The sequence below is a fragment of the Streptomyces sp. NPDC059816 genome (genome assembly GCF_042732055.1).
In the GTDB taxonomy this organism is placed as follows: domain Bacteria; phylum Actinomycetota; class Actinomycetes; order Streptomycetales; family Streptomycetaceae; genus Streptomyces.
In genome coordinates, this window is sequence record NZ_JBHWIQ010000032.1 from 17,433 (window position 1) to 36,924 (window position 19,492).

General features: G+C 72.0%; 14 protein-coding genes and 2 riboswitches. Of the genes, 10 read left to right on the top strand and 4 right to left on the bottom strand.

What is annotated here, in order from left to right; all coding sequences use genetic code 11:
- Positions 1-2: 2 nt before the first annotated feature.
- Both ACFV88_RS31195 and ACFV88_RS31200 read right to left on the bottom strand, forming a co-directional pair.
- Positions 3-974 carry a hypothetical protein gene (locus tag ACFV88_RS31195; protein ID WP_385495433.1) on the bottom strand — a complete coding sequence of 324 codons (972 nt, stop codon included), beginning with the start codon at positions 972-974 and terminating at the stop codon, positions 3-5.
- Positions 971-3,772, bottom strand: coding sequence for a prenyltransferase/squalene oxidase repeat-containing protein (locus ACFV88_RS31200; protein ID WP_385495435.1), 2,802 nt, complete (start codon positions 3,770-3,772; stop codon positions 971-973). The genes ACFV88_RS31195 and ACFV88_RS31200 overlap by 4 nt, the downstream gene beginning before the upstream one ends.
- Before the next feature lie 114 nt (positions 3,773-3,886).
- A riboswitch (cobalamin riboswitch) is annotated at positions 3,887-4,015 on the bottom strand.
- A gap of 67 nt (positions 4,016-4,082) precedes the next feature.
- Positions 4,083-4,222: riboswitch (cobalamin riboswitch) on the top strand.
- 108 nt (positions 4,223-4,330) lie between these two features.
- On the opposite strand from ACFV88_RS31200, the gene ACFV88_RS31205 reads away from it, so the two are divergent.
- The 3 genes from ACFV88_RS31205 (at position 4,331) to ACFV88_RS31215 (ending at position 7,690) form a co-directional block, all read left to right on the top strand.
- Positions 4,331-5,743 carry a hypothetical protein gene (locus tag ACFV88_RS31205; protein WP_385495436.1) on the top strand — a complete coding sequence of 471 codons (1,413 nt, stop codon included), beginning with the start codon at positions 4,331-4,333 and terminating at the stop codon, positions 5,741-5,743.
- A gap of 131 nt (positions 5,744-5,874) precedes the next feature.
- On the top strand, positions 5,875-6,225 hold the full coding sequence (locus ACFV88_RS31210) for an ArsR/SmtB family transcription factor (RefSeq protein ID WP_385495437.1): 351 nt from the start codon (positions 5,875-5,877) through the stop codon (positions 6,223-6,225).
- Positions 6,226-6,334: 109 nt separating this feature from the next.
- Complete coding sequence (locus ACFV88_RS31215; protein WP_385495438.1) at positions 6,335-7,690, top strand: MFS transporter; 1,356 nt, start codon at positions 6,335-6,337, stop codon at positions 7,688-7,690.
- A 10-nt stretch (positions 7,691-7,700) separates the two neighbouring features.
- Here ACFV88_RS31215 and ACFV88_RS31220 read toward each other — a convergent pair whose 3' ends face one another.
- Positions 7,701-8,681: a LacI family DNA-binding transcriptional regulator gene (locus ACFV88_RS31220; RefSeq protein ID WP_385495439.1), complete on the bottom strand. Its 981-nt coding sequence runs from the start codon at positions 8,679-8,681 to the stop codon at positions 7,701-7,703.
- A gap of 197 nt (positions 8,682-8,878) precedes the next feature.
- On the opposite strand from ACFV88_RS31220, the gene ACFV88_RS31225 reads away from it, so the two are divergent.
- Entirely contained in the window at positions 8,879-9,505 is a 627-nt protein-coding gene (locus ACFV88_RS31225) for a DUF1989 domain-containing protein (RefSeq protein WP_385495440.1), read from the top strand.
- Complete coding sequence (locus ACFV88_RS31230) at positions 9,502-10,134, top strand: flavin reductase family protein (RefSeq protein ID WP_385495441.1); 633 nt, start codon at positions 9,502-9,504, stop codon at positions 10,132-10,134. The genes ACFV88_RS31225 and ACFV88_RS31230 overlap by 4 nt, the downstream gene beginning before the upstream one ends.
- Here ACFV88_RS31230 and ACFV88_RS31235 read toward each other — a convergent pair.
- Complete coding sequence (locus ACFV88_RS31235; RefSeq protein ID WP_385495442.1) at positions 10,131-11,102, bottom strand: D-2-hydroxyacid dehydrogenase family protein; 972 nt, start codon at positions 11,100-11,102, stop codon at positions 10,131-10,133. The genes ACFV88_RS31230 and ACFV88_RS31235 overlap by 4 nt on opposite strands.
- Positions 11,103-12,415: 1,313 nt before the next feature.
- Between ACFV88_RS31235 and ACFV88_RS31240 the strand changes: the two genes are divergently transcribed.
- From ACFV88_RS31240 to ACFV88_RS31260, 5 genes are all read left to right on the top strand, one after another.
- Positions 12,416-13,894 (top strand): sugar transferase, encoded by a 1,479-nt coding sequence (locus ACFV88_RS31240; RefSeq protein ID WP_385495443.1) that lies wholly within the window; start codon positions 12,416-12,418, stop codon positions 13,892-13,894.
- 82 nt (positions 13,895-13,976) lie between these two features.
- A complete protein-coding gene (locus ACFV88_RS31245) occupies positions 13,977-15,296 on the top strand; it encodes a nucleotide sugar dehydrogenase (RefSeq protein WP_385495444.1) in 1,320 nt (439 codons plus the stop codon).
- Positions 15,286-16,566, top strand: a complete 1,281-nt coding sequence (locus tag ACFV88_RS31250) for a glycosyltransferase family 4 protein (protein ID WP_385495446.1) — start codon at positions 15,286-15,288, stop codon at positions 16,564-16,566. The genes ACFV88_RS31245 and ACFV88_RS31250 overlap by 11 nt, the downstream gene beginning before the upstream one ends.
- Positions 16,563-17,963 (top strand): Wzz/FepE/Etk N-terminal domain-containing protein, encoded by a 1,401-nt coding sequence (locus ACFV88_RS31255; protein ID WP_385495447.1) that lies wholly within the window; start codon positions 16,563-16,565, stop codon positions 17,961-17,963. Before ACFV88_RS31250 ends, ACFV88_RS31255 begins: the two co-directional genes overlap by 4 nt.
- Positions 17,960-19,489 (top strand): Wzz/FepE/Etk N-terminal domain-containing protein, encoded by a 1,530-nt coding sequence (locus ACFV88_RS31260; RefSeq protein ID WP_385495448.1) that lies wholly within the window; start codon positions 17,960-17,962, stop codon positions 19,487-19,489. Before ACFV88_RS31255 ends, ACFV88_RS31260 begins: the two co-directional genes overlap by 4 nt.
- Positions 19,490-19,492: the final 3 nt, after the last annotated feature.

The window sequence follows — 19,492 nt, forward strand, 5'->3', positions numbered from 1 at the left end:
GCCTACTCCGTGCGGTTGCGGCGTTTGGCCGCGAACACGGCCGCACCGACGAGGAGGAGGACCAGTCCGCCGGCGGCTGCGGCGGGGGCGAACGAGCCGGAGTCATGGGCGGCGTCCGCAGCCGGGGCCGCCTCGACCACCTGCGCGGGGCTCGGCCCGGCGCCCGCCCGGGCCGGCGCCGAGGAAGCGGACGGCGAGGGTGACGGCGACGTCGGGGGAGCGTTCGGGGAGGTGCGCGGGGGCGCGGACGCTGAGGGCTTGGCCGAGCGGGTCGGGGAGGGGGCCGCCCTGGTCGGCGGGGGAGTGGTGCGGGACGGCGGCGCGGCGGGACGGGTCCGGGTCGGAGTGGGGCCGGTGTCGGTGCCGGGCGGCAGTGGGTCCGCCGTGCGCGTGGGCGGCGTCCTGGCGGGCTTGCCGCCCCCGGTCGGCTCGGTGTTGCGGGCCCGCAACTGATCGGGGGTGACGGTCGGACGGCCCCTGGTGCCCTCGATGTTGGTGCCGCCGAAGATCCAGAGGTCGACGCTGCCCGGCTTCGGCCGGTAGAGCATGGCCCCGAGCTGGCTGTACTCCCAGGTGTTCTCCCCGGGGTCCGCGTGCCAGTACGACCAGTAGGCGGAGGCGGGCGGGGTCAGTACGCAGTCGTCCTGGTCCGGCGGCGGGAACTGCTTCCCGCCGCGATGGCCGCTGTATCCGATCCGGCAGATGAACGCCGGACCGTCGTGGCCCGTTCCGGTGGTGCGCCAGCCGCCCTGGTTGAGCAGTTCGTACCCGGTCGTCGGGGTGGTGCCGCAGGAGCGGTACAACGGGCCGCCCCACCTGCTGAAGTCGACGGCCAGCACCACGCCGGAGGAGGTGGTGCACCGTCCCATCGGCTGGGAAGCCGCGGACGCGGGACCCGTGGTGCCCCACAGGAGGGCGCATGCCGTGCCCAGGGCTGCGGCGGTCCGCGCCACGCGTGCGGCGATCCTGGTCACGACTGTCCCCCTCGTAGGGCCCTGCTGCGGTGGCGGACCGCGGCGGTCACCGCGCAGCCCGCCAGGACGAGCGTTGCGGCGCCGGCGGCGAGCACCGCGACCCCGCCTCCGGTGGAGGCCAACCCGCCTTGGGCGCCGCCCCCCGAAGCGCCGGCACCACGGTCGCCGGCGCCCGCGGCGCCCTCGCCCCCGGTACCCGCAGGGCTTGGGCCCGCGTCGCCCGGAGTGACGATCGCCGGTGTGGACGCCGACGCGGAGGGCGTGGGCGTGGGGTCGGGGTCGGGCTGCGGTCGGGTACCGGTCAGATCGCGGGTCAGCACGCCGAAGGAGATGCCGGTGGAGCCGCCGACGGCCTGGGTCGAGGCCCGCAGGTCAGAGCCCCGCTGGCCGTCCTCGGCAACGTTGAACCCGCCGTCGGGGTTCTGCTGCGCGGCCAGGAACTTCCGGGCCCCGGCGATCTGCCGCTCGTACTCCGGGGTGTCCAGGGACAGGCCCTGCACCGCGAGGGCGGCGGAGTTGACCGAATTCCCGGCGGCGCCGGGGAAGCCGCCGTCGTCGAGTTGTTTCGTCGAGATCCAGCGGAGCGCCCGCTCGACGGCCGCATCGGCCTCGTCGTCCCCGACGAGGTCCAGGGCCATCGCGGCGATGGCGGTGGAGTCCACATCGGAGTCCCCGGTCGCCGGCACCAGGCTGGGGAAGGCGCCGGAGGCGTGCTGAAGGTTCTTCAGATAGGCGACGGGGTCGGACGCCGCGCCCTCCTCCCCGGCCCGGATCTGCGCCATCACCGCGAGCGCGTGGGCGAAGACGGACGGGGCGTAGCGGTACGCGCCCTTCGCCGCGCAGCTGCGGTCCGGCGCGGTACTGGGGCCCCGGCAGACGGCCGTCGCCAGCGCCGCGATCAGGTCCTGTCCACCGAAGTCGCGCGGGTCGCGGCCGACGGCCTGGGCGAGGACGGCGGTCTTGCCGAGGGAACCGCCTCCGGCGTACCGGGTACCCACCTTGGTCCAGTCGTGGACGGTGCGCCCCTCGCCGTCCTCGCCCCCCTGGTCGAGGAAGTCGACGATGCCGCGCAACGCGTCGTCGTCGTGGCCGGTCGCGGCGAGTGCGTAGGCGCCGTCGATGGTGAGTCCGAAGTCCGCCCGCGTCGACCCGGCGCCGATGTCGTAGTAGCGGCCCCGCCGCAGTCGGGCCGCGTCGGTGAGGTACGCGACGCCCTTCTTCAGGTCCGGGCCCCGGCCGTTCCCCGAGGCGGGCGGTGAGGCGGGCGGTGAAGCCGGGGGAGTGGTGCCGGGGGGCTGCGGACGATCGGGCTTCTTCGTGGTCAGCGAGGCCAGGCTGGTGTCCGCCCCCGCCAGGACGGCCACCCCGGTCGCGTAGAACACCGAGTCCGCCGCGCCCTCCTCGAAACCGAAGCCCCCGTCGGTGAGTTGCTGCCCGGACAGCCAGGACACGGCGGCGTCGGCGCGCACCTTCTCGCCGAGGACCCGTAGGGCCTGGGCGGCGTAGCCGGTGCCGATCACGCTGCCCGTGGTGCCACCGGTGTAGCCGGGGAACGCGCCGTTGCTCAGCTGGGCCTTCCGCAGGTGGTCGCGGGCCTTCGCCACCACCGCCCGGTGACCGCCCGCCTGGTGCAGGGCCAGCACGGCGAGGCCGGTGGCGAGGGGGTCGGCCTCGCAGTTCTCACCGGGGCCGATCAGGACACTGGTGAAACTGCCGTCCCGGCACTGGAGTCGGGTGAGCCGGGTCACCGTCGCGGCCGGGGGCCGCACGCCGCCCCTCAGGAGGGCGAGCACCCCCAGGGCCTGCCCGTCGGTGTAGGAGGCGTTGCGGAAGTCGCCCTCGGCGGTGCAGCCGGCTTGCCCGCCGGCAGGACAGACGTGGTGCACCAGATCGCCGACGAGGTCGTGTCCGCCGAAGTCGCGCGGGTTGTTCTCGGTGACGGCGGCGAGCAGGGCGAGCCGGGCGGCGGCCGTGGCGTCCGGTGCCCCGTCCCTTCCCGCGGCGTACGCGTAGGCGTCGGTGTGGGCGCGGAGGAAGGCGGTCACCTTGTTCAGCGCCCGGCTCTTGCCCCGGGTGGCCAGTGCGTACGCGGCCTCCGTGGTCAGGAAGTAGTTGGGGGTGTCGGCGCCCTCGTCCACCACCCTTTCACCGTCGGTCAGTTCGGCCCGGACCCAGGCGGTGGCCTTCGCGAGGTCCACTTCGGCGGGCGGTACGTTCGGCTCCTCGGGCCCTGGACCCGGTGTGCCGCCGCCCGCCCGCACCTCGTCGGGGGTGAACGTCGGGCGGCCGGTGGTGCCGCCGACGTCGGTGCCGCCGAAGACCCAGGCGTCCACGTCACCGGCCTTCGGCTTGCGGTCCATCGCCCCGTACTGGCTGTACTTCCAGTCCTCTTCGTCGGGGGAGGCGACCCAGTACGACCAGTACGCGGTGGCCTGCGGGGTGAGGACGCAGTCCTCGGTGGCGGGAGTCGGGTACGGGGTGCCGGAGTGGAACGAGCCGTGGCCGATGCGGCAGATGAACGCATCGCCGTCGTGGCCGGTGCCGGCCGTGCTGAAGCCCGCCTCGTGCAGCAGCTCGTAACCGGTGGTGGGCGTGGTGTCGCAGCCCCGCTCGACCGTGCCGCCGAAGGGGCCGAAGTCCACCGCGACGACGGCTCCCCTGCTGGCGGTGCACCGGTCGATCGGGTCGGCGAGCACCGGGGCGGCGGTGACGAGCACGGCACTGGTTCCGCCGAACAGGAGCACGGCCGACAGCAGGGCGGCCAGCCCTGCGAACCGTCTCCCCTTGTCCCTGTCCACCCGAGCTCCCCCGTGTCATCCGGGCGGCCAGACGTGGCTGAAGGGCCCGCAGTGACACCAGGGCGTCACCGACGTGCCGGTCGACCACGCCGTAGTCCGCGACGGCGCTTCTCGCTGAGATCTGGCGCTCCAGGCAGTCCGGCTCGCCCGGTGTCACCGGGCCCACGGTTGCGGGTCAGCGCCGGATTTCGACCGGCTTCCCCTGAAGTGCAGTGCGTATCAGCCGGATTGGAACATGCGGCCCGAGACACCGTCAAGGAGGCATGAACTACCCGCTGACAGCGCACGGTTGCTCAAGCGCCCCATCTGGTGCGCTGGTGATCCCTCGGGTAGCGTCCAGGGCTGCCACATGGGGGAATCCGGTGCGAAACCGGGGCTGACGCGCAGCGGTGTGGGGCGGCACGGTGCCGTACCCGAGCCCGAATGCCCATGCGGTGACGTCACATTCGAAGCCGTACCACGCGAGGGGACGACGGCCCTAACCCGCCAGCGCCGCCACGGTGTCCCCGCGGCGCGGTGCGCCCGGCCGGTGTCCCCTGTCCACCACAGGAGCAGGCCATGTCCCGTCCCCCGACCACCCGGCGCCTCGCGCTGGCCGTTCCCGCCGCCCTCGGGGCCTTCGCCCTGACCGTCCTCCCCGCGGCGGCGACCTCGACGCCCGCCCAGATCGCCACCTCCAAGACCAACGGCGTCGCCTACCTCAAGTCGCTCCAGGCCGCGGACGGTTCCTACGCGGGCACCGGGCTGTCCAACGAATGGGCCTTCAGCGCCTTCGCCGCGGCCGGGACCGCGGTCGTCGACGTGGCACCCGGCGGTGACACGACGAAGAACGCCCGCACCGTCTACCGCAATCTGCTCTCCACGGCCGGCTGGCCGTCCGCCACCCCGGTCGTCACCGACTACGAGCGCGCCACCCTCAACGCCTACGCGGCGGGCATCGACCCGGCCCGGGTGTCCGCCTCCCGGAACCTGATCGCCGACGTCTACGGCTACTGGCAGAACGCCGAGGCCGGCTACTTCGGCCCCTCGGCCACCTACAACGGCACCGTCTTCGCCGGGCTGGCCCTGGCCGGGGCCAAGACGCAGACCGGGGTGCGGCGCGTCCCCCAGGCGCTCCTCGACAAGGTCGTCACCCGTATCCGCGCCAACCAGCACCACGACGGAGGGTGGGACTTCCAGAAGGCCGAGGGCAACCCGACCCGCCTCAGCGCCCCCGGCGACGTCGACATGACCGGCGCTTCGATGGCCGCGCTCTGCGCCGCGGGAGTTCCGAACACGGACGCGGACGTCGTCCAGGCGAAGGCGTTCCTGAAGAGCAAACTGGTCGCGGCCAACGGCGCGTTCAACGCCCTGTACGGAGTCAACACCAACTCCAACGGATGGGCCGTCGCCGGGCTCAACGCCTGCGGCATCAACCCACAGACCGGCGACTTCCTCACCACCCTGGGCAAGACCCCGGTGGACTTCCTGATAGCCCAGCAGTACAACCCCGGTGGCGGTTTCAAGTACAAGTCCACCGACACCGCCCCTTCCGCCTACGCCTCCATCGACGCCCTCCGTGCCGTCGCGGGCGGCGGCTTCACCGCCGCCCCGCCCACCCCGGTCACCGCGGGGGCCCCGAAGTGGGTGGCCGCGAGCGCCTTCACCCCCGGTACGGCCACCGAACTCGCCCTCACCGTCGATGACGGAACGGGCAACCTGAAGGTGTGCGCCGTCGCCTTCACCGCCACGGCCGCCACGACCACCCTCGGGGACGTACTGGACGCCGCCGCCACCTCGGCGACCCCGTCGGGCTGTGTGACCGGGGTGACCCCGTCGTCGGGCACCGGCACGATCACCACCCTCAACGGCAAGGCCAACAGCGGTTCCCAGACCTGGAAGGTCAGTGTGGACGGCTCCGCCTTCGCCGCCGCCTCCCGCGGCAGGACGATCGGTGTCGGGGACACCATCGCCCTGCGCTGGGGAGCCTGACCCCGAACCGGTGCGGGCCCGTCACCTCCACGGGCCCGCACCACCGGACCGCCTCACGGCGCCACCCCTGGGAACAGCGATCCGTACGCACGGATGCACTGATCGGGCGCGCCCCGCCCTACGATGGGCGCATGAGCAAGGGCACGCACCCAGCAGGTGCACACCATGCGCAGCAGTCGGCCGAGCGACTCGACGTCGCCGCGTCCGTCCTCGCCCTGCTCGCGGACCGGACCCGGCTGGCACTGTTGGAGCGGCTCGGCCGCGGCGAAGCCGATGTCACCACGCTGACCCAGGCGTGCGGGGCCGCCCGGCCTTCCGTCAGCCAGCACCTGGCCAAACTCCGACTGGCCGGTCTGGTCACCGCCCGCAAGGACGGCCGTCGCGTCGTGTACGCCCTGCGCCACGGGCATCTGCGCCGGCTGGTGGACGAGGCCCTGAACGTCGCCGACCACCAGATCGGTGCGCTGCCGCCCCACGACTGACCACCACCCGCGTCGCCTACGGAGCGCCTTTCACCAATAGGTGCATAGGTGCGCACCCATTGGCTACGATGAGCTGGTCGCACCCACCCGCCGAACGGGACGGGACCTCATGCTGTCCGTGCTGCGCAACCGCACCTACCGCCGTCTGTTCACCGCACAGGTCGTCGCCCTGGTCGGCACGGGGCTCGCCACCGTCGCACTGGCCCTGCTCGCGTACGACTTCGCCGGGGACCGGGCGTCGACCGTGCTCGGGACGGCGCTCGCGATCAAGATGATCGCCTACGTCACGATCGCCCCCGTCGTCGGCGCACTCGCCCACCGGGTACCCCGCCGCGCCCTGCTGGTCTCCACGGACCTCACCCGGGCCGGGGTCGCCCTGAGCCTGCCGTTCGTCTCGGCCCTCTGGCAGGTGTACGTCCTGGTCTTCCTCCTCCAAGCGGCGTCGGCCGCCTTCACCCCGACCTTCCAGGCCACCATCCCCGAGGTACTGCCCGACGAGCGCGACTACACCCGGGCCCTGTCGATGTCCCGCCTCGCCTACGACGGGGAGAGCCTGTTCAGTCCGGTGCTCGCGGCGGCGCTGCTCACCCTCATCCCCTACGACTGGCTGTTCGCCACGACCGCTGCGGGCTTCGTGGCCTCCGCGGTCCTCGTCGTCTCGGCCGCCCTCCCCACACCGAAACCCGTCGAACGCGGGGGCTCCGCCGCCAAGGCGACCTCCGGCACCCGACTCTTTTGGGCCACGCCCCGACTGCGGGCCCTGATCGCGCTCGACCTCGCGGTCGCCGCCGCCGGATCCGTCGTCCTCGTCCACACCGTCGTCCTGGTCCGGGACCACCTCCAGCGCCCCGCCACCGCCGTCCCCCTCGCCCTGGGCGCCTACGGCACGGGCTCCGTCCTCGCCGCGCTGCTCCTGCCCCGGCTGCTGCGTCACCGCACCGACCGCACGGTGATGCTGCCGGCCGCCTTCGCCCTCCCGGTCGCTCTGGCCGCCGTCGTGGCCGTCGGCGCCGCGCGGCCGGACGTCTGGTCCTGGCCCCTGCTCCTGGCGGCCTGGACCGCGATCGGCGCGGCCTGCTCCCTCGTCCTGACCCCCGCCGGCCGGTTGATGCGCCGGTCCACCTCCGACGCGGACCTGCCCGCGGCCTTCGCCGCCCAGTTCTCCCTCTCCCACGCGTGCTGGCTGCTGACGTACCCCCTCGCCGGCTGGCTCGGAGCCGCCGCGGGCCTCCCGGTCACCACCACGGTGCTCGCCGTCCTCGCTTTGGGCGCCGCCGGTTGCGCCCTCGTGATCTGGCCCGCCCGGGACCCCTCACGACTGAGGCACGTCCACCCGGACCTCCCCGCCGGCCATCCGCACCTCGTCGACGCCGCCCCCTGTGCCGACGGTTGGCAGCACGACCACCACTACGTCATCGACGGGCACCACCACAGCTGGCCCCGCGGGACCCGGGTCGGGATCTGACGCGTCGGGGTCAGCCCCCCGGTGAGGTGAGGGACGAGGCGCGGATCCGCAAGGCGGGTTCCAGTTCGACGGATCGCACCTCCCGGCCGTTCAGCCGGGCCAGCAACAACTCCGCCGCCGTCCCGCCCATGCGGCGGGGACTGCTGTCCACGCTACTGAGCGGGATCGTCAACTCGCGCGCCGCGTCGATGTCGTTGAAGCCGACGACGGCGATGTCCCGTCCCGGGACCAGCCCGCGGTCGCGCATGGCCCCCATCACCCCGAGCGCGGTGTGGTCGTTGACCGCGAAGACGGCTGTGGGGCGGGGGCTGAGGTCCAGGAGCACATCGGCCGCTCGCCTACCGCTGTCCACATCGAACCCGGACCGGACCACGTAGTCGTCAGGGACGGGCGTGCCGTGCTCCGCCAGCACGGTTCGGCACCCGTGCGCACGACGCGTCGCCGTGCTCGCCCAGGGGAAGCCGCCGGCGATGCCCACCCGGCGATGTCCCCGCGCTGCGAAGTGCGCGCCGACGAGTCGACCGCCTTCCTCGTCAGCGCAGGTCGCCGACACCTGGCCCGGCACGCTGCGGTTCACCAGCACGAACGGGACGGCCGTCTCGGAGAGCGAGGGGTCCGACAGGTGTGCGTCGCCGATGATGACGCCGTCGATCCGTCGGCTCAGCAGGAGGTCGAGCCGGCGCCTTCGTTCCGCCGGATCGTCTCCGGTGCTGGCCACGACGGCCTGGTACCCGCGCGCGGTGAGGTGGTCCTCGACGCCCTCGAAGATCGTAGCCAGCACGACGTCCGAGAGGCGCGGGACCAGCACGGCGATCACCTTGGTCCGCCGGGTGCGCAGGCTGGCCGCGTTGGGATCGGGCCGGTACCCCAACTCGACGGCGATGGCCCGTACCCGGTGCACCACCTCGGCACCGACGCCGGGCACCGGGCCCTCGGGACTGCTCAGCGCTCTACTGACGGTGGAGACGTGCACGCCGGCACGGTGAGCCACCACCTTCATGGTGACCCTCCGCCCGCGGTCGGGTCCGGGAGTGCGGGATGCCGCCATCGTTGGTCCTCATCTCTGCCCTTGACGTACGCAAACGATTGCATAACCTGGGAGTCCGCAATCGATTGCGTGAGGGTTTCCCGATCGGACCGTCGCGTACCCGTGCCGCGCGACGCGCGAGGCCCGTCCCAGGAGATGCCATGACGACGATGACGCTGGCGGCCCGTACGGGAGTGGCGTTCGAGCTCCCGCGCGGCGGAACGCTGCGTGTGGTGAACACTCACGGAAGTCAGGTGGTGGACACCTGGGCCCTGGTCAAGCAGGACCCCCGGCGCGCCCTCTCGACGGCACACACCCGTGCCCTCGCGGGACGCCTCACGGTACGGGTGGGTGACCGCATGGTCGACAGCTCACGCCGCCCGGTCCTGGCCGTCGTCGAGGACACGACCCCGGGAGTCCACGACACCCTCATCCCCGCCTGCGACCGCGCGCGTTACGAGCAGTTGGGCCACGGTGGCTACCACGCCAACTGCACCGACAACTTCCGTCAGGCACTCGCGGCGATCGATGTCGCCGGACCCGAGCAGGTGCCGGGCCCGCTCAATCTGTTCATGAACGTCCCCGTCGACGACGACGGCGGCATCGCCTTTTGCGCCCCGGTCAGCGAGCCGGGCGACTCGGTCGCCCTAGAGGCGCTCACCGACGTCATTGTCGTGCTCTCGGCCTGCCCCCAGGACCTGGTGCCGGTCAACGGCGAGCTGCTGGAACCCCGGGACGTCGAGGTCCGCGTGGAGCATCCCCGCGCAGTGGCCGCGGACCCGAGGTGACGCCCGGGGGAACGTCCACCCGCACGGTCGACCCCGCCGAACTGGACCGGCAGGGCGTCTTCCGGTTGCTCACGGCCATCGTGGTGCCGCGTCCCATCGCCTGGACGTCGACGGTGAGCGACGGCGGAACGCGGAACCTCGCACCCTTCAGCTTCTTCACGGTCGTCTCGACCGAACCGCCGATGCTGGCGCTCACCATCGAAGCCGCCCCGGGCGGGGGAGTGAAGGACACCCTGCGCAACCTCAGGACGACCGGGGAGTTCGTCGTCAACACCGTCTCCGTCGACCAGGCCCGGCAGCTGGACCTCACCGGCGTGGACCACGCGCAGGAGGTCGACGAGTTCGCACTCGCCGGTGTCACCCCCCTCGCCTCGACCCGGGTCAGGCCCCCGCGGGTCGCTGAAGCCGGGATCAGCGTGGAATGCGTGCTCCATTCGCTCCTCACCCCCGGCAGCGACACCCTGGTCATCGGCGAGGTCGTCGCCTTCCACATCGCCGATGAGCTGCTGACGGCCACCGGCCGCATCGACGTCGCGCGGCTACGGCCCCTCGGCCGGGTCGCCTCCCGCTTCGTCGACCCGGCCCACCCCTCGGGGATCGTCGCGGACCACCGCCGGTCGGAGTGCTAACGCCCCCCTGCCAGTACCCGCACCGGCTTCTCCGCGAGGAACGCCTCGATGTCCTCGACGGCCTGGGTGAAGTACCCCTCGTAATTGCGTCGGGTCACATAACCCAGATGCGGCAGTGCGAGGAGACGGGGTGCCGTGCGCAACGGATCGTCCAGCGGCAGGGGCTCCGTCTCGAAGACATCGGTGCCCGCTCCGGCGATCCACCCCTCCCCGAGCGCCCGCAGCAGTGCCGGCTGGTCGACGATCGCCGCCCGTGAGGTGTTGACCAGGTAGGCGCTGTCACGCATCCGGCGCAGCTCCGCTTCGCCGATCAGCCCCCGGGTGCGGTCGCTGAGCACCAGGTGTACCGAGACGAAGTTGCTGGTCTCCAGCAACTCCTCCTTGGAGGCCGCGGCGACGGCCCCGCCCTCGGCCGCGCGCTCCGGGGTGAGGTTCTGGCTCCACGCCACCACCTCCATCCCGAACGCGGCGCCGATGCGTGCCACCTTGCGGCCGATCTTGCCCAACCCCAACAGTCCGAGGCGACTGCCGTGCAGGTCGGCCCCCACCGTGTGCTGCCACGGCCCACCCGAACGGAGCGCAGCGTTCTCGGGCACCATCTGCCGCGCCAGGCCGAGGATCAACGCCCAGGTCAGCTCGGTCGGCGGCTCCGAATTGCTGGCCGTGCCACATACGGTCACCCCGTGCCGGGCAGCCGCTTCCATGTCGATGGCCGCATTGCGCATCCCCGAGGTCACCAGCAGCCGGAGCCGGGGCAACCGGGCGAAGAGGGCGGTGGGGAACGGGGTCCGCTCGCGCATGGCCACGACGATCTCGCTGTGCGCGAGCGCTTCGACCAGGGCGTCGGTCGAGGTGATGTGCGTGTCCAGGAACTCCGTCTCCACCTGGGGGGCGATCCTCGTCCAGTCCGCGAGGGAGCGCGCGACGCCCTGATAGTCGTCCAGCACCACGCAGCGCAGCTTCGTCACGGCCAGCCCTCTCCAGGAAGCCCGACCCCTCGACCGGGGCCGGTGTGCGCCGACAGTACCTGGCGCGTCCGCCCTGCTGAAGCCGTGCCCGAAGGGCCGTGCGCCGAGGCGTTCCCGTCGACGGACCCGTGGTCGGCTCCCACCCGCCGCGGACGGCCCGCCGGTCGAATCCCCCTCGGTATCGGATTTCCGTACGCCCCGCCGTTGACGTGGTTCGGTGAAACCCCGGCGGGCGAATCTGTCTCAAAGGCGTGCTCCAGCCCTTTTGGTCGGACTCCTGTTGTCTGGAAGTGACCTGTTGTGTCGGTACGGGCGAAGCCTTGATCGCCCGGGCATCATCGGTGTCCGCATTCGTCTCGTGCCGCCGTGGCCTTTCAGCCGCCGGTTTCACGCCCGGGAATTGTGCGGCGACCCAGTTATGTGGAAATCCGCTGCTCCCTTGCCCTATCTGAACGATGGCGTGTCGGTCGTTTGACCGTTCAAGCGTGGACGCTCCGTCCGGTTCGGCTCGGTCGGACACCGGAGATGGATCAAGCAGATGGTGACGCCGGACCGTCCTGGCCCCCTGTTCGCCGGAGGAACTCGCAAGATCACCATCTCGATGTCCAGTGAACTGGGCCCCCTGGAGAGCCTGTTGCGGCTCACCTCCCAATCCTGTGGAGGCTCCCGGCCCCCGCCCGGCCGGTGCCGCGCGGCCCGCCGGAAAGCCGCCGTCGGACGGCGTGAGGGGGCCTGTGGACGGCCAGGATGTCAGTGTTGTGAAGCCTGGAAATGCCCGTTGCGGCACCCCTGAGAACGCCCATCAGTACAGGTCACACGGCATTTCTTCGCCGTCGGCGCACCCGTGGAAGATGGCCGGCCGGTGTCTCGGGGCTCAAAGCTTGAGCACGAATTCCACACATCCCCTCTCCATAGTCGCCTCGATGGTCTAGATTGACCGTGCTTCAGCTGATCGGACGCAAGGACTCCGTTAAATGATCTATAGGTCGGGCGCCACGGACAGCTAGCAGTTGCGTCTCCCGTGCTGGTCACGGGGGTGATCAATTCTTGGAACCCGAGAGGGGTCCTCGACTGCGGGGAGCGGTCGAGGTTTCCCGACGGGAATCCGCGCACCTTGAAAGGGCCTGGCGGGACACGTGAGTCCGCTGTGGCCAGGGTGAGTCGTTCAAGTAACGCTGAAAGAGCCGAGATGTCATGCGCGGGGGGCGGAGCCTCCCGGGGGGAGGAACAGCGCGGCGCGGGGGGCGGGCCCCTCCGTGGCGAGGAACAGTCTTAGGCGAAGACGGCGAACCGCTGGCGACCTGGGGGGTTCTGTGCAGCAGGGGGAGTTAGTCGACCCGTTTCCGTCGGCGCGCGGGCGCCTGGCGAACGGGGCAATCAGTCAACCCGCGATCGACTGGGAGGAGCGGTACCGCCGTACCGTGATCACCAGCGACACCGTGGCCACCGCCTTCGTGGTGGCGGCGATCGGTAATTTCTTCGGTGCCCGGGACGCGGCCAACTGGCACGAGAAGTGGGGAATCCTCGCATTCGGCACCGAGTTGCTGGTGCTGGGCGCGCTCGCGGTGAGCCGTGCATGGACGCCGGTGGTACTCGGCCAGGGCGCCGAGGAGTTCCGCCGCCTGGGACGCTCCCTGTTCACGGCGGCCGTCGTGCTGGCGCTCGGCGGCATCGCCCTCACCTCGCGCAACATCAAACTCTGGATCTTCGTCGCGATCCCCGCGATCGCGCTCGTCACCATGACCGCGCGGTACCTGCTGCGCCTCTGGTTGCACAAACAGCGCAAGGAAGGACGGTGTCTGCGACCGGTGCTCGCCGCCGGGAGCCCGGCCACCGTGCGCGACCTGATCTCCCGGGCCCGCAGGTTTCCGCACCTCGGCTGGCGGGTGGACGGGGTGTGCACGACGGACGGCCGCGGGCTCGAAGGCGACCAACTGGACGGAGTGCCCGTCGTCGGCCGACTGGCGGACGTCGCCACCCACGTCCGCCGCGACGGCTACCGAGTCGTCGCGGTCACACCGGACGCGCACTGGTCACCGGACCGGTTGCAGCGGCTGGCGTGGAACCTCGAAGGCAGCGATGCCGAGATGGTCGTGGCCCCCGTACTGATGGAGGTGGCCGGCCCGCGGCTGCATGTCGACGCGGTGCTCGGGATTCCGCTGCTGCGGGTCAGCATGCCGACCTTCACCGGGGGCAGCCGAGCGGTCAAGGCGGTCGTCGACCGGCTGGGCGCGGCGGTCCTGCTGATCCTGTTCGCGCCGCTGATGGTGCTGGTCGGGCTGCTCGTACTGATGGACAGTCGCGGCGGGGCGTTCTACCGGCAGCGCAGGGTGGGCAAGGACGGCCGCGAGTTCACGATCCTCAAGTTCCGCACCATGGTCGCCGGAGCCGACGGCGCGCGTGCCGAACTGGCCGACCGCAACGAGGGTGCCGGCGTGCTGTTCAAGCTCCGCCGGGACCCGCGGGTGACCCGGTTGGGAGCAGTGCTGCGCCGGTACTCGGTCGACGAGCTCCCGCAACTCTTCAACGTGCTCACCGGATCCATGTCGCTCGTCGGCCCGCGGCCTCCGCTGCCGGAGGAGTCCGCTGCATACGGCCCGGACATCCGGCGGCGGCTCCTGGTCAAGCCCGGCCTCACCGGCCTGTGGCAGATCAGCGGGCGCAGCGACCTGCCGTGGGAGGAGGCCGTCCGGCTGGACCTGCGGTACGTCGAGGACTGGTCGCTCGCCCTGGACACGGTGATCTTGTGGAAGACGCTCCGTGCGGTGGTCTACGGGCGGGGGGCCTACTGATGCGCGGGGGACTGCGGCTCAAGGGGCCCAAAGACGTGCGGACCGCAGGCCCGAAGGGCCTGCCCGAGGGGAGGGACGAGTCATGAGGGTCAGTGTTTTCGGGCTCGGCTACGTGGGCTGCGTGTCGGCCGCGTGCCTGGCCAGCATGGGCCACGAGGTCATCGGGGTGGACGTGAACCAGGTCAAGGTCGACCTGGTCAACGACGGCAAGGCCCCGGTGGTCGAGGAGCGGATCGGCGAACTCATCGCCGAGGTCGTGCGCAGCGGAGCGTTACGCGCCACCGACGACGTCCGCGAGGCGATCAACGACACCGAGGTGTCGCTGGTCTGCGTGGGGACGCCGTCGGAGCCCAACGGCAGCCTGTGCACCACGTACTTGGAGCGGGTCACCGAGCAGATCGGCGCCGTGCTGGCCGAGCGCGGCGGGCGGCACACCGTCGTGTTCCGCAGCACCATGCTCCCGGGCACCTGCCTCGACCTGCTGGTACCGATCCTGGAGAAGTACGTCGGCGGCACGGCCGGGGTGGACTTCGGGGTCGCGGTCAACCCGGAGTTCCTGCGCGAGGGCACGAGCGTGCGGGACTTCTTCGACCCACCCAAGACCGTCATCGGCGAGCTCGACCCAGCGAGCGGCGAGACGGTGGCGGCACTGTACGAGGGCCTGCCCGGCGAGGTGTTCCGGGTCCCGGTCCCGACGGCCGAGGCGATCAAGTACGCGGACAACGCGTTCCACGGCCTCAAGATCGGCTTCGCGAACGAACTGGGCGCGGTGTGCCAGGCACTCGGGGTGGACTCGCACCAGGTGATGGACGTGTTCCTGGCCGACCACAAACTGAACATCAGCCCCGCCTACCTGCGGCCCGGCTTCGCCTTCGGAGGTTCCTGCCTGCCGAAGGACCTCCGCAGCCTGGTCCACGCGGCGCAGCGGGCCGATGTCGCGGTGCCCATCCTCGCCAACGTACTGCCCTCCAACTCGGCCCACCTGCAACGGGCGGTGGAGCTGGTCGAGCGCACCGGGAAACGCCGGGTCGGCCTGTTCGGGCTGTCCTTCAAACCCGGCACCGACGACCTGCGTGAGAGCCCGCTCGTCGAGCTGGCGGAACGGCTCTTCGGCAAGGGCTACGACCTGCGCATCCACGACGCCAACGTCAGCCTCTCCCGGCTGCTGGGCGCGAACCGCGAGTACATCGAGACCCGGCTGCCGCACCTCGCGCAGTTGCTCGCGGACTCCGTCGAGGAGGTGCTCGAACACGCCGAGGTGTGCCTGGTCGGGACCAGGGAGCCGGCGGTGCTGTCGGCGCTGCCGCACGGCGGCGAGGGTCCGGTGCTGATCGATCTCATCCATCTTCCCGACGCCGATGCGCGCCGGGCCGAACCGGGGTACGTGGGCCTTGCTTGGTGACACATCGTTCGACGGCACTACCAGTGGCGACCGGTCCGACCGGCGTGCGCTGATCCTGGTGGAGAACCTGTCGGTGCCGTTCGACCGGCGGGTGTGGCAGGAGTGCAAGACGCTGCGCGACGCCGGCTGGACGGTGCACGTCATCTGCCCGCGGGGGAGCAAGCGGGACACCGAGCCGGAGGTGGAGATCGACGGGGTGCGCATCCACCGCTACCCGTTGCGCGCGGCCACCGGCGGACCGGCCGGCTACCTGCGGGAGTACGGATCGGCGCTGTGGCACACGGCCCGGCTGGCCCGCAAGGTCGGCCCGGTCGACGTGGTCCACGCCTGCAACCCGCCCGACCTGTTGTTCCTGCCGGCCCTGTGGCTCAAGCGGCGCGGCGCGCGGTTCGTCTTCGACCAGCACGACCTGGTGCCCGAGCTGTACCTCTCCCGGTTCGACCGTGGTGAGGACCTGCTCTACCGCGCGGTGTGCGCGCTCGAACGGTTCACCTACCGGGCCGCGGACGTCGTGCTCGCCACCAACGAGAGCTACCGGGAGGTCGCGATCCGTCGCGGCGGTCAGCGGCCACAGGACGTGTTCGTGGTGCGCAGCGCACCCGAGACCGACCGGTTCCGGCCGGTGCCGCCCGAGCCGGAGCTGAAGCACGGCAAGCCCCATCTGCTGTGCTACCTCGGCGTCATGGGTCCCCAGGACGGCGTCGACTACGCCCTGCGGGCCCTGGCGAAGCTGCGTGACGAACTCGGGCGGACCGACTGGCACGCGGTGTTCGTCGGCTCCGGCGACGCCTTCGACGCGATGGTGGAGCTGTCCCGGCGGCTCGGGCTCCATGAACAGGTGCAGTTCACCGGGCGCATTCCCGACGCAGACCTGGTGCGCTACCTGTCCACCGCGGACGTGTGCCTCTCACCCGACCCGCGCAATCCGCTCAACGACGTCTCGACCATGAACAAGGTCCTGGAGTACATGGCGATGGGCCGCCCCATCGTCTCGTTCGACCTCCGGGAGGCGCGGGTCTCCGCCGGTGAGGCCGCCGTCTACGCGCCCGCCAACGACGAGGCCGCCTTCGCCGAGCTCATCGCGCAGCTGTTGGACGATCCGGAGAAACGGGCCCGGATGGGCAAGACCGGCCAGGAACGCATCAGCGGGGAACTCGCCTGGCGGAACTCCCAGGCGTCGCTGCTCGCCGCCTACGCCGCCACCGGCCGTGACCGCACCTCGGTGCCGTCGGGCACCACGATACGCACAGGGAAGAGGCCGCGTCGTTGAGCGATGAAGCGATACGCCTGGTCACCATCGGGCGGATTCTCCGTCGGCGCTGGCGGCTCCTCACCCTCCTCGCCGTGCTGGGCGCACTCGTCGGCTACGGCACCTCGGTGCTGTTCCCGCCGCGCTACACGGCATCGGCCTCGGTGCTGCTGCCCGGGCAGTGGGAGGAGCGCGAACTGCTGACCCAGGTGGAGATCGCAACCAGTTCCGCGGTGGTCGACCGGGCGGCCGCCACCCTCGGCTGGACGGACGTCAGCGGCAGCGAGCTACGGGACCGGGTGAGTGCCGAGGCGGCCGACGGGAACATCATCACCATCTCGGGCACGGCCGACGCCCCCGAGCGGGCGCAGCAGCTCTCCGACCGGATGGCCCAGCAGTTCGTCACGTTCGTCGCCCGGATCGCGGGCGACGGTCCCGAGTCCGAAGCGGCCACGGGGCCCGAGGCCCTGCGACAGAAGGTGGTGGAGACCAACCGCCGCATCAGCGACCTGGCCGATGCGACCGATCCGGGGCGGACCGTGGAGAGCGTGCAGGCCCGCACCGCGCTCGAAAAGCTGCGTCTCGCGCTGGAGGAGGCCATGAAGAAGCTGGACCAGGCCGACCCGGCGAGCAACCAGGCCGGCATGGTCGTGATGGGGCCGGCGGCCCGGCCGACCGGCGAGGTGCCGCCGACGCGGCCCCAGCTCATCGCTGCCGGCGCACTGCTGTTCCTCCTGCTCGGGGTCATCGGCCACCTCGCCGCCGCACGGGTGGACCGCCGACTGCGCACCGAACGCGAGATCAGCGCAGCGCTCGGTTCCCCGCTGCTGGGCACCGTCGACGTACCCGCCGAACGGCCTGCGCGGCGACCGGAGGGCCGAGGCCCGCGGGCCCGGATCCGTCGGCTCCTGCGCCTCGACACGCCGTGGGACGCGCCGACTCCGCAGACCTCCGGCGACGAGGCCGGCCGCCTGATTCGCTACGGGCGGGTGCGTGCTCGCCTCAGGGACCGACTGCTACCGGGCACCCGGAGCGTGCTGGTGGTCATACCGGAGGGCGACGAGATCGCCCGCCGGGCCGCCGGGCAACTCGTCACCGAGGCCGAGAACGACCCTTCCCCGAACTCGTCGAGGACCGGACACCCCGCACTGCGGGTGGTGGACGTGTCGGTGGCCCGGCCGGTGGTGCCGGACCGCGACACCGAGTCCGGAGCCCTGGTCGTGCTCAGCACGGGCCACTGGACCGCGGGGGAGCTCACCGGCATCGCCGAGGCGTGTGCGGACGGCGGCCACGAGCTCATCGGCATCGTCCTCGCCGACGCGGTACGGGCCCGTCCGACGCAGCCCGCCGACCGCACCCCGGATGACGCCGCCGGGGCCCTCGCGGCCCACGGCCGGGCGGCGGGGGGTTCGGCGTGAAACCGCACACGACCTCGGAGCCGTCGGTGACGGCGCCGTTGCTGGACCTCCAGTCGCTGGTGGTGGCCGTGCGCAGACGCCGCCGCCTCTGGTGCTCCGTGGCCCTCCTGGGACTGCTGGCCGGCGCGGCACTGGCGGTCCTCATGCAGCCGCCGCCGACCGCCACGACCAAGGTGCTGGTCGCCCATCAGGACGACCAGCCGAACGACACCGGCACGCTGATCCGTACCGACGTCGCGCTCCTCCAGACCACCCGGATCGCCGGCCAGGCGTTGCGCACCCTCAAGTCCCCGGAAAAACCGGCCGACTTCATGCAGGCCTACCGGGGGACCGGCTTGACCAACAACCTGCTCCAGATCGAGGTGACGGGTGACAGCGACGCGCAAGCCGTGGCCCGGGCCGAGGCACTGGCCGAAGCGTTCGTCGCGGACCACGTGAGACGGATGTGGGACACCGCGAAGGCCGAGGCCAAGGGCCTGCTCGACCAGCGTGACCGCATGCGCGACGAACTCGCCCAGGTCAACAAGGCCATCGGAGAGCGCACGCAGGGCAGCGACCCGAAGGCGTCGGCGAGCATCGAATCGCTCTACGCCCGCCGGGCCGAACTCAACTCGCGTATCGCCGACTTCGACCAGCGGGCCGCCGATGCGCGCACCGGCACGCCCCGGCTCGTCGCCGGCACGCAGATCGTGGACGCACCGCGCGCAGTGCCCCACTCCCTGCCCAGGACCGCGGCCACCAACGCCGTGATCGGACTCGTCCTCGGGCTCTTCGTCGGACTCGCCCTGGCCGCGGTCGGCACGGTGGTGGCGGACCGCCCCGTGCTCCGCCGGGACATCGCGGCGCACCTGGGCGCCTCGGTCATCGCGGAGCTGCGCCGCGTGCCTCGTCGGCCGGCCGGGCGGTGGCAGCGCCGTCGGACCCGGGGGGCCCGCGAACGGCTCACCACGACCCTGGCCCGCACCGTGCGGGGCTCCGCGGAACCCGTGTCGCTGCTGGAACTGGGCTGTGCGCGCAGCACCGGCGCGATCGCCCTGGACGTCGCCACGGCACTCGCGGCGGAGGGACAGGTGGTCGTCGTCGACGGGCTGCCCGGCGCGCAGCTCGCCCACGGCGGCCGGACACCAGGAGGCCCGACCGTCGTCAGCGGCGACGGCGCCGAGGCCGTGCCGCCCTTGGCGCGCCGGCTCGGCGTCGGTTCGGTCGCGCCCGGCACGGCGTGGACCGACCTGCGGTACCTCGGCGGCCGGACCGTGCTCGTCGTGCGTGCCGGGCACGGCAGCGCCGCCTGGCTGCACACCGTGGCGCGGCAACTCGCCGACCAACACGTCCCGGTGATCGGTGTGGTGCTGATCGACCCCGATCCGCGCGACCGCACCGACGGCACGCTGTGGGACGGGCTGCACACCGCACTGCGCGGCCACGACGAGCGGCTGGCCCGGCAGAACGGGACCGGCCAGCCACGGACGGAGCGGCCGTCGAAACCGGCCGCACTGGTCCCGGACAACGACCAGGAGGCGCGGTAGAAC

Excerpts from the sequence above, each read along its gene's own strand:
- ACFV88_RS31205 (WP_385495436.1), top strand. The coding sequence starts at position 4,331 with ATGTCCCGTCCCCCGACCACCCGGCGCCTCGCGCTGGCCGTTCCCGCC.
- ACFV88_RS31210 (WP_385495437.1), top strand. The coding sequence starts at position 5,875 with ATGAGCAAGGGCACGCACCCAGCAGGTGCACACCATGCGCAGCAGTCG.
- ACFV88_RS31215 (WP_385495438.1), top strand. The coding sequence starts at position 6,335 with ATGCTGTCCGTGCTGCGCAACCGCACCTACCGCCGTCTGTTCACCGCA.
- ACFV88_RS31225 (WP_385495440.1), top strand. The coding sequence starts at position 8,879 with ATGACGACGATGACGCTGGCGGCCCGTACGGGAGTGGCGTTCGAGCTC.
- ACFV88_RS31245 (WP_385495444.1), top strand. The coding sequence starts at position 13,977 with ATGAGGGTCAGTGTTTTCGGGCTCGGCTACGTGGGCTGCGTGTCGGCC.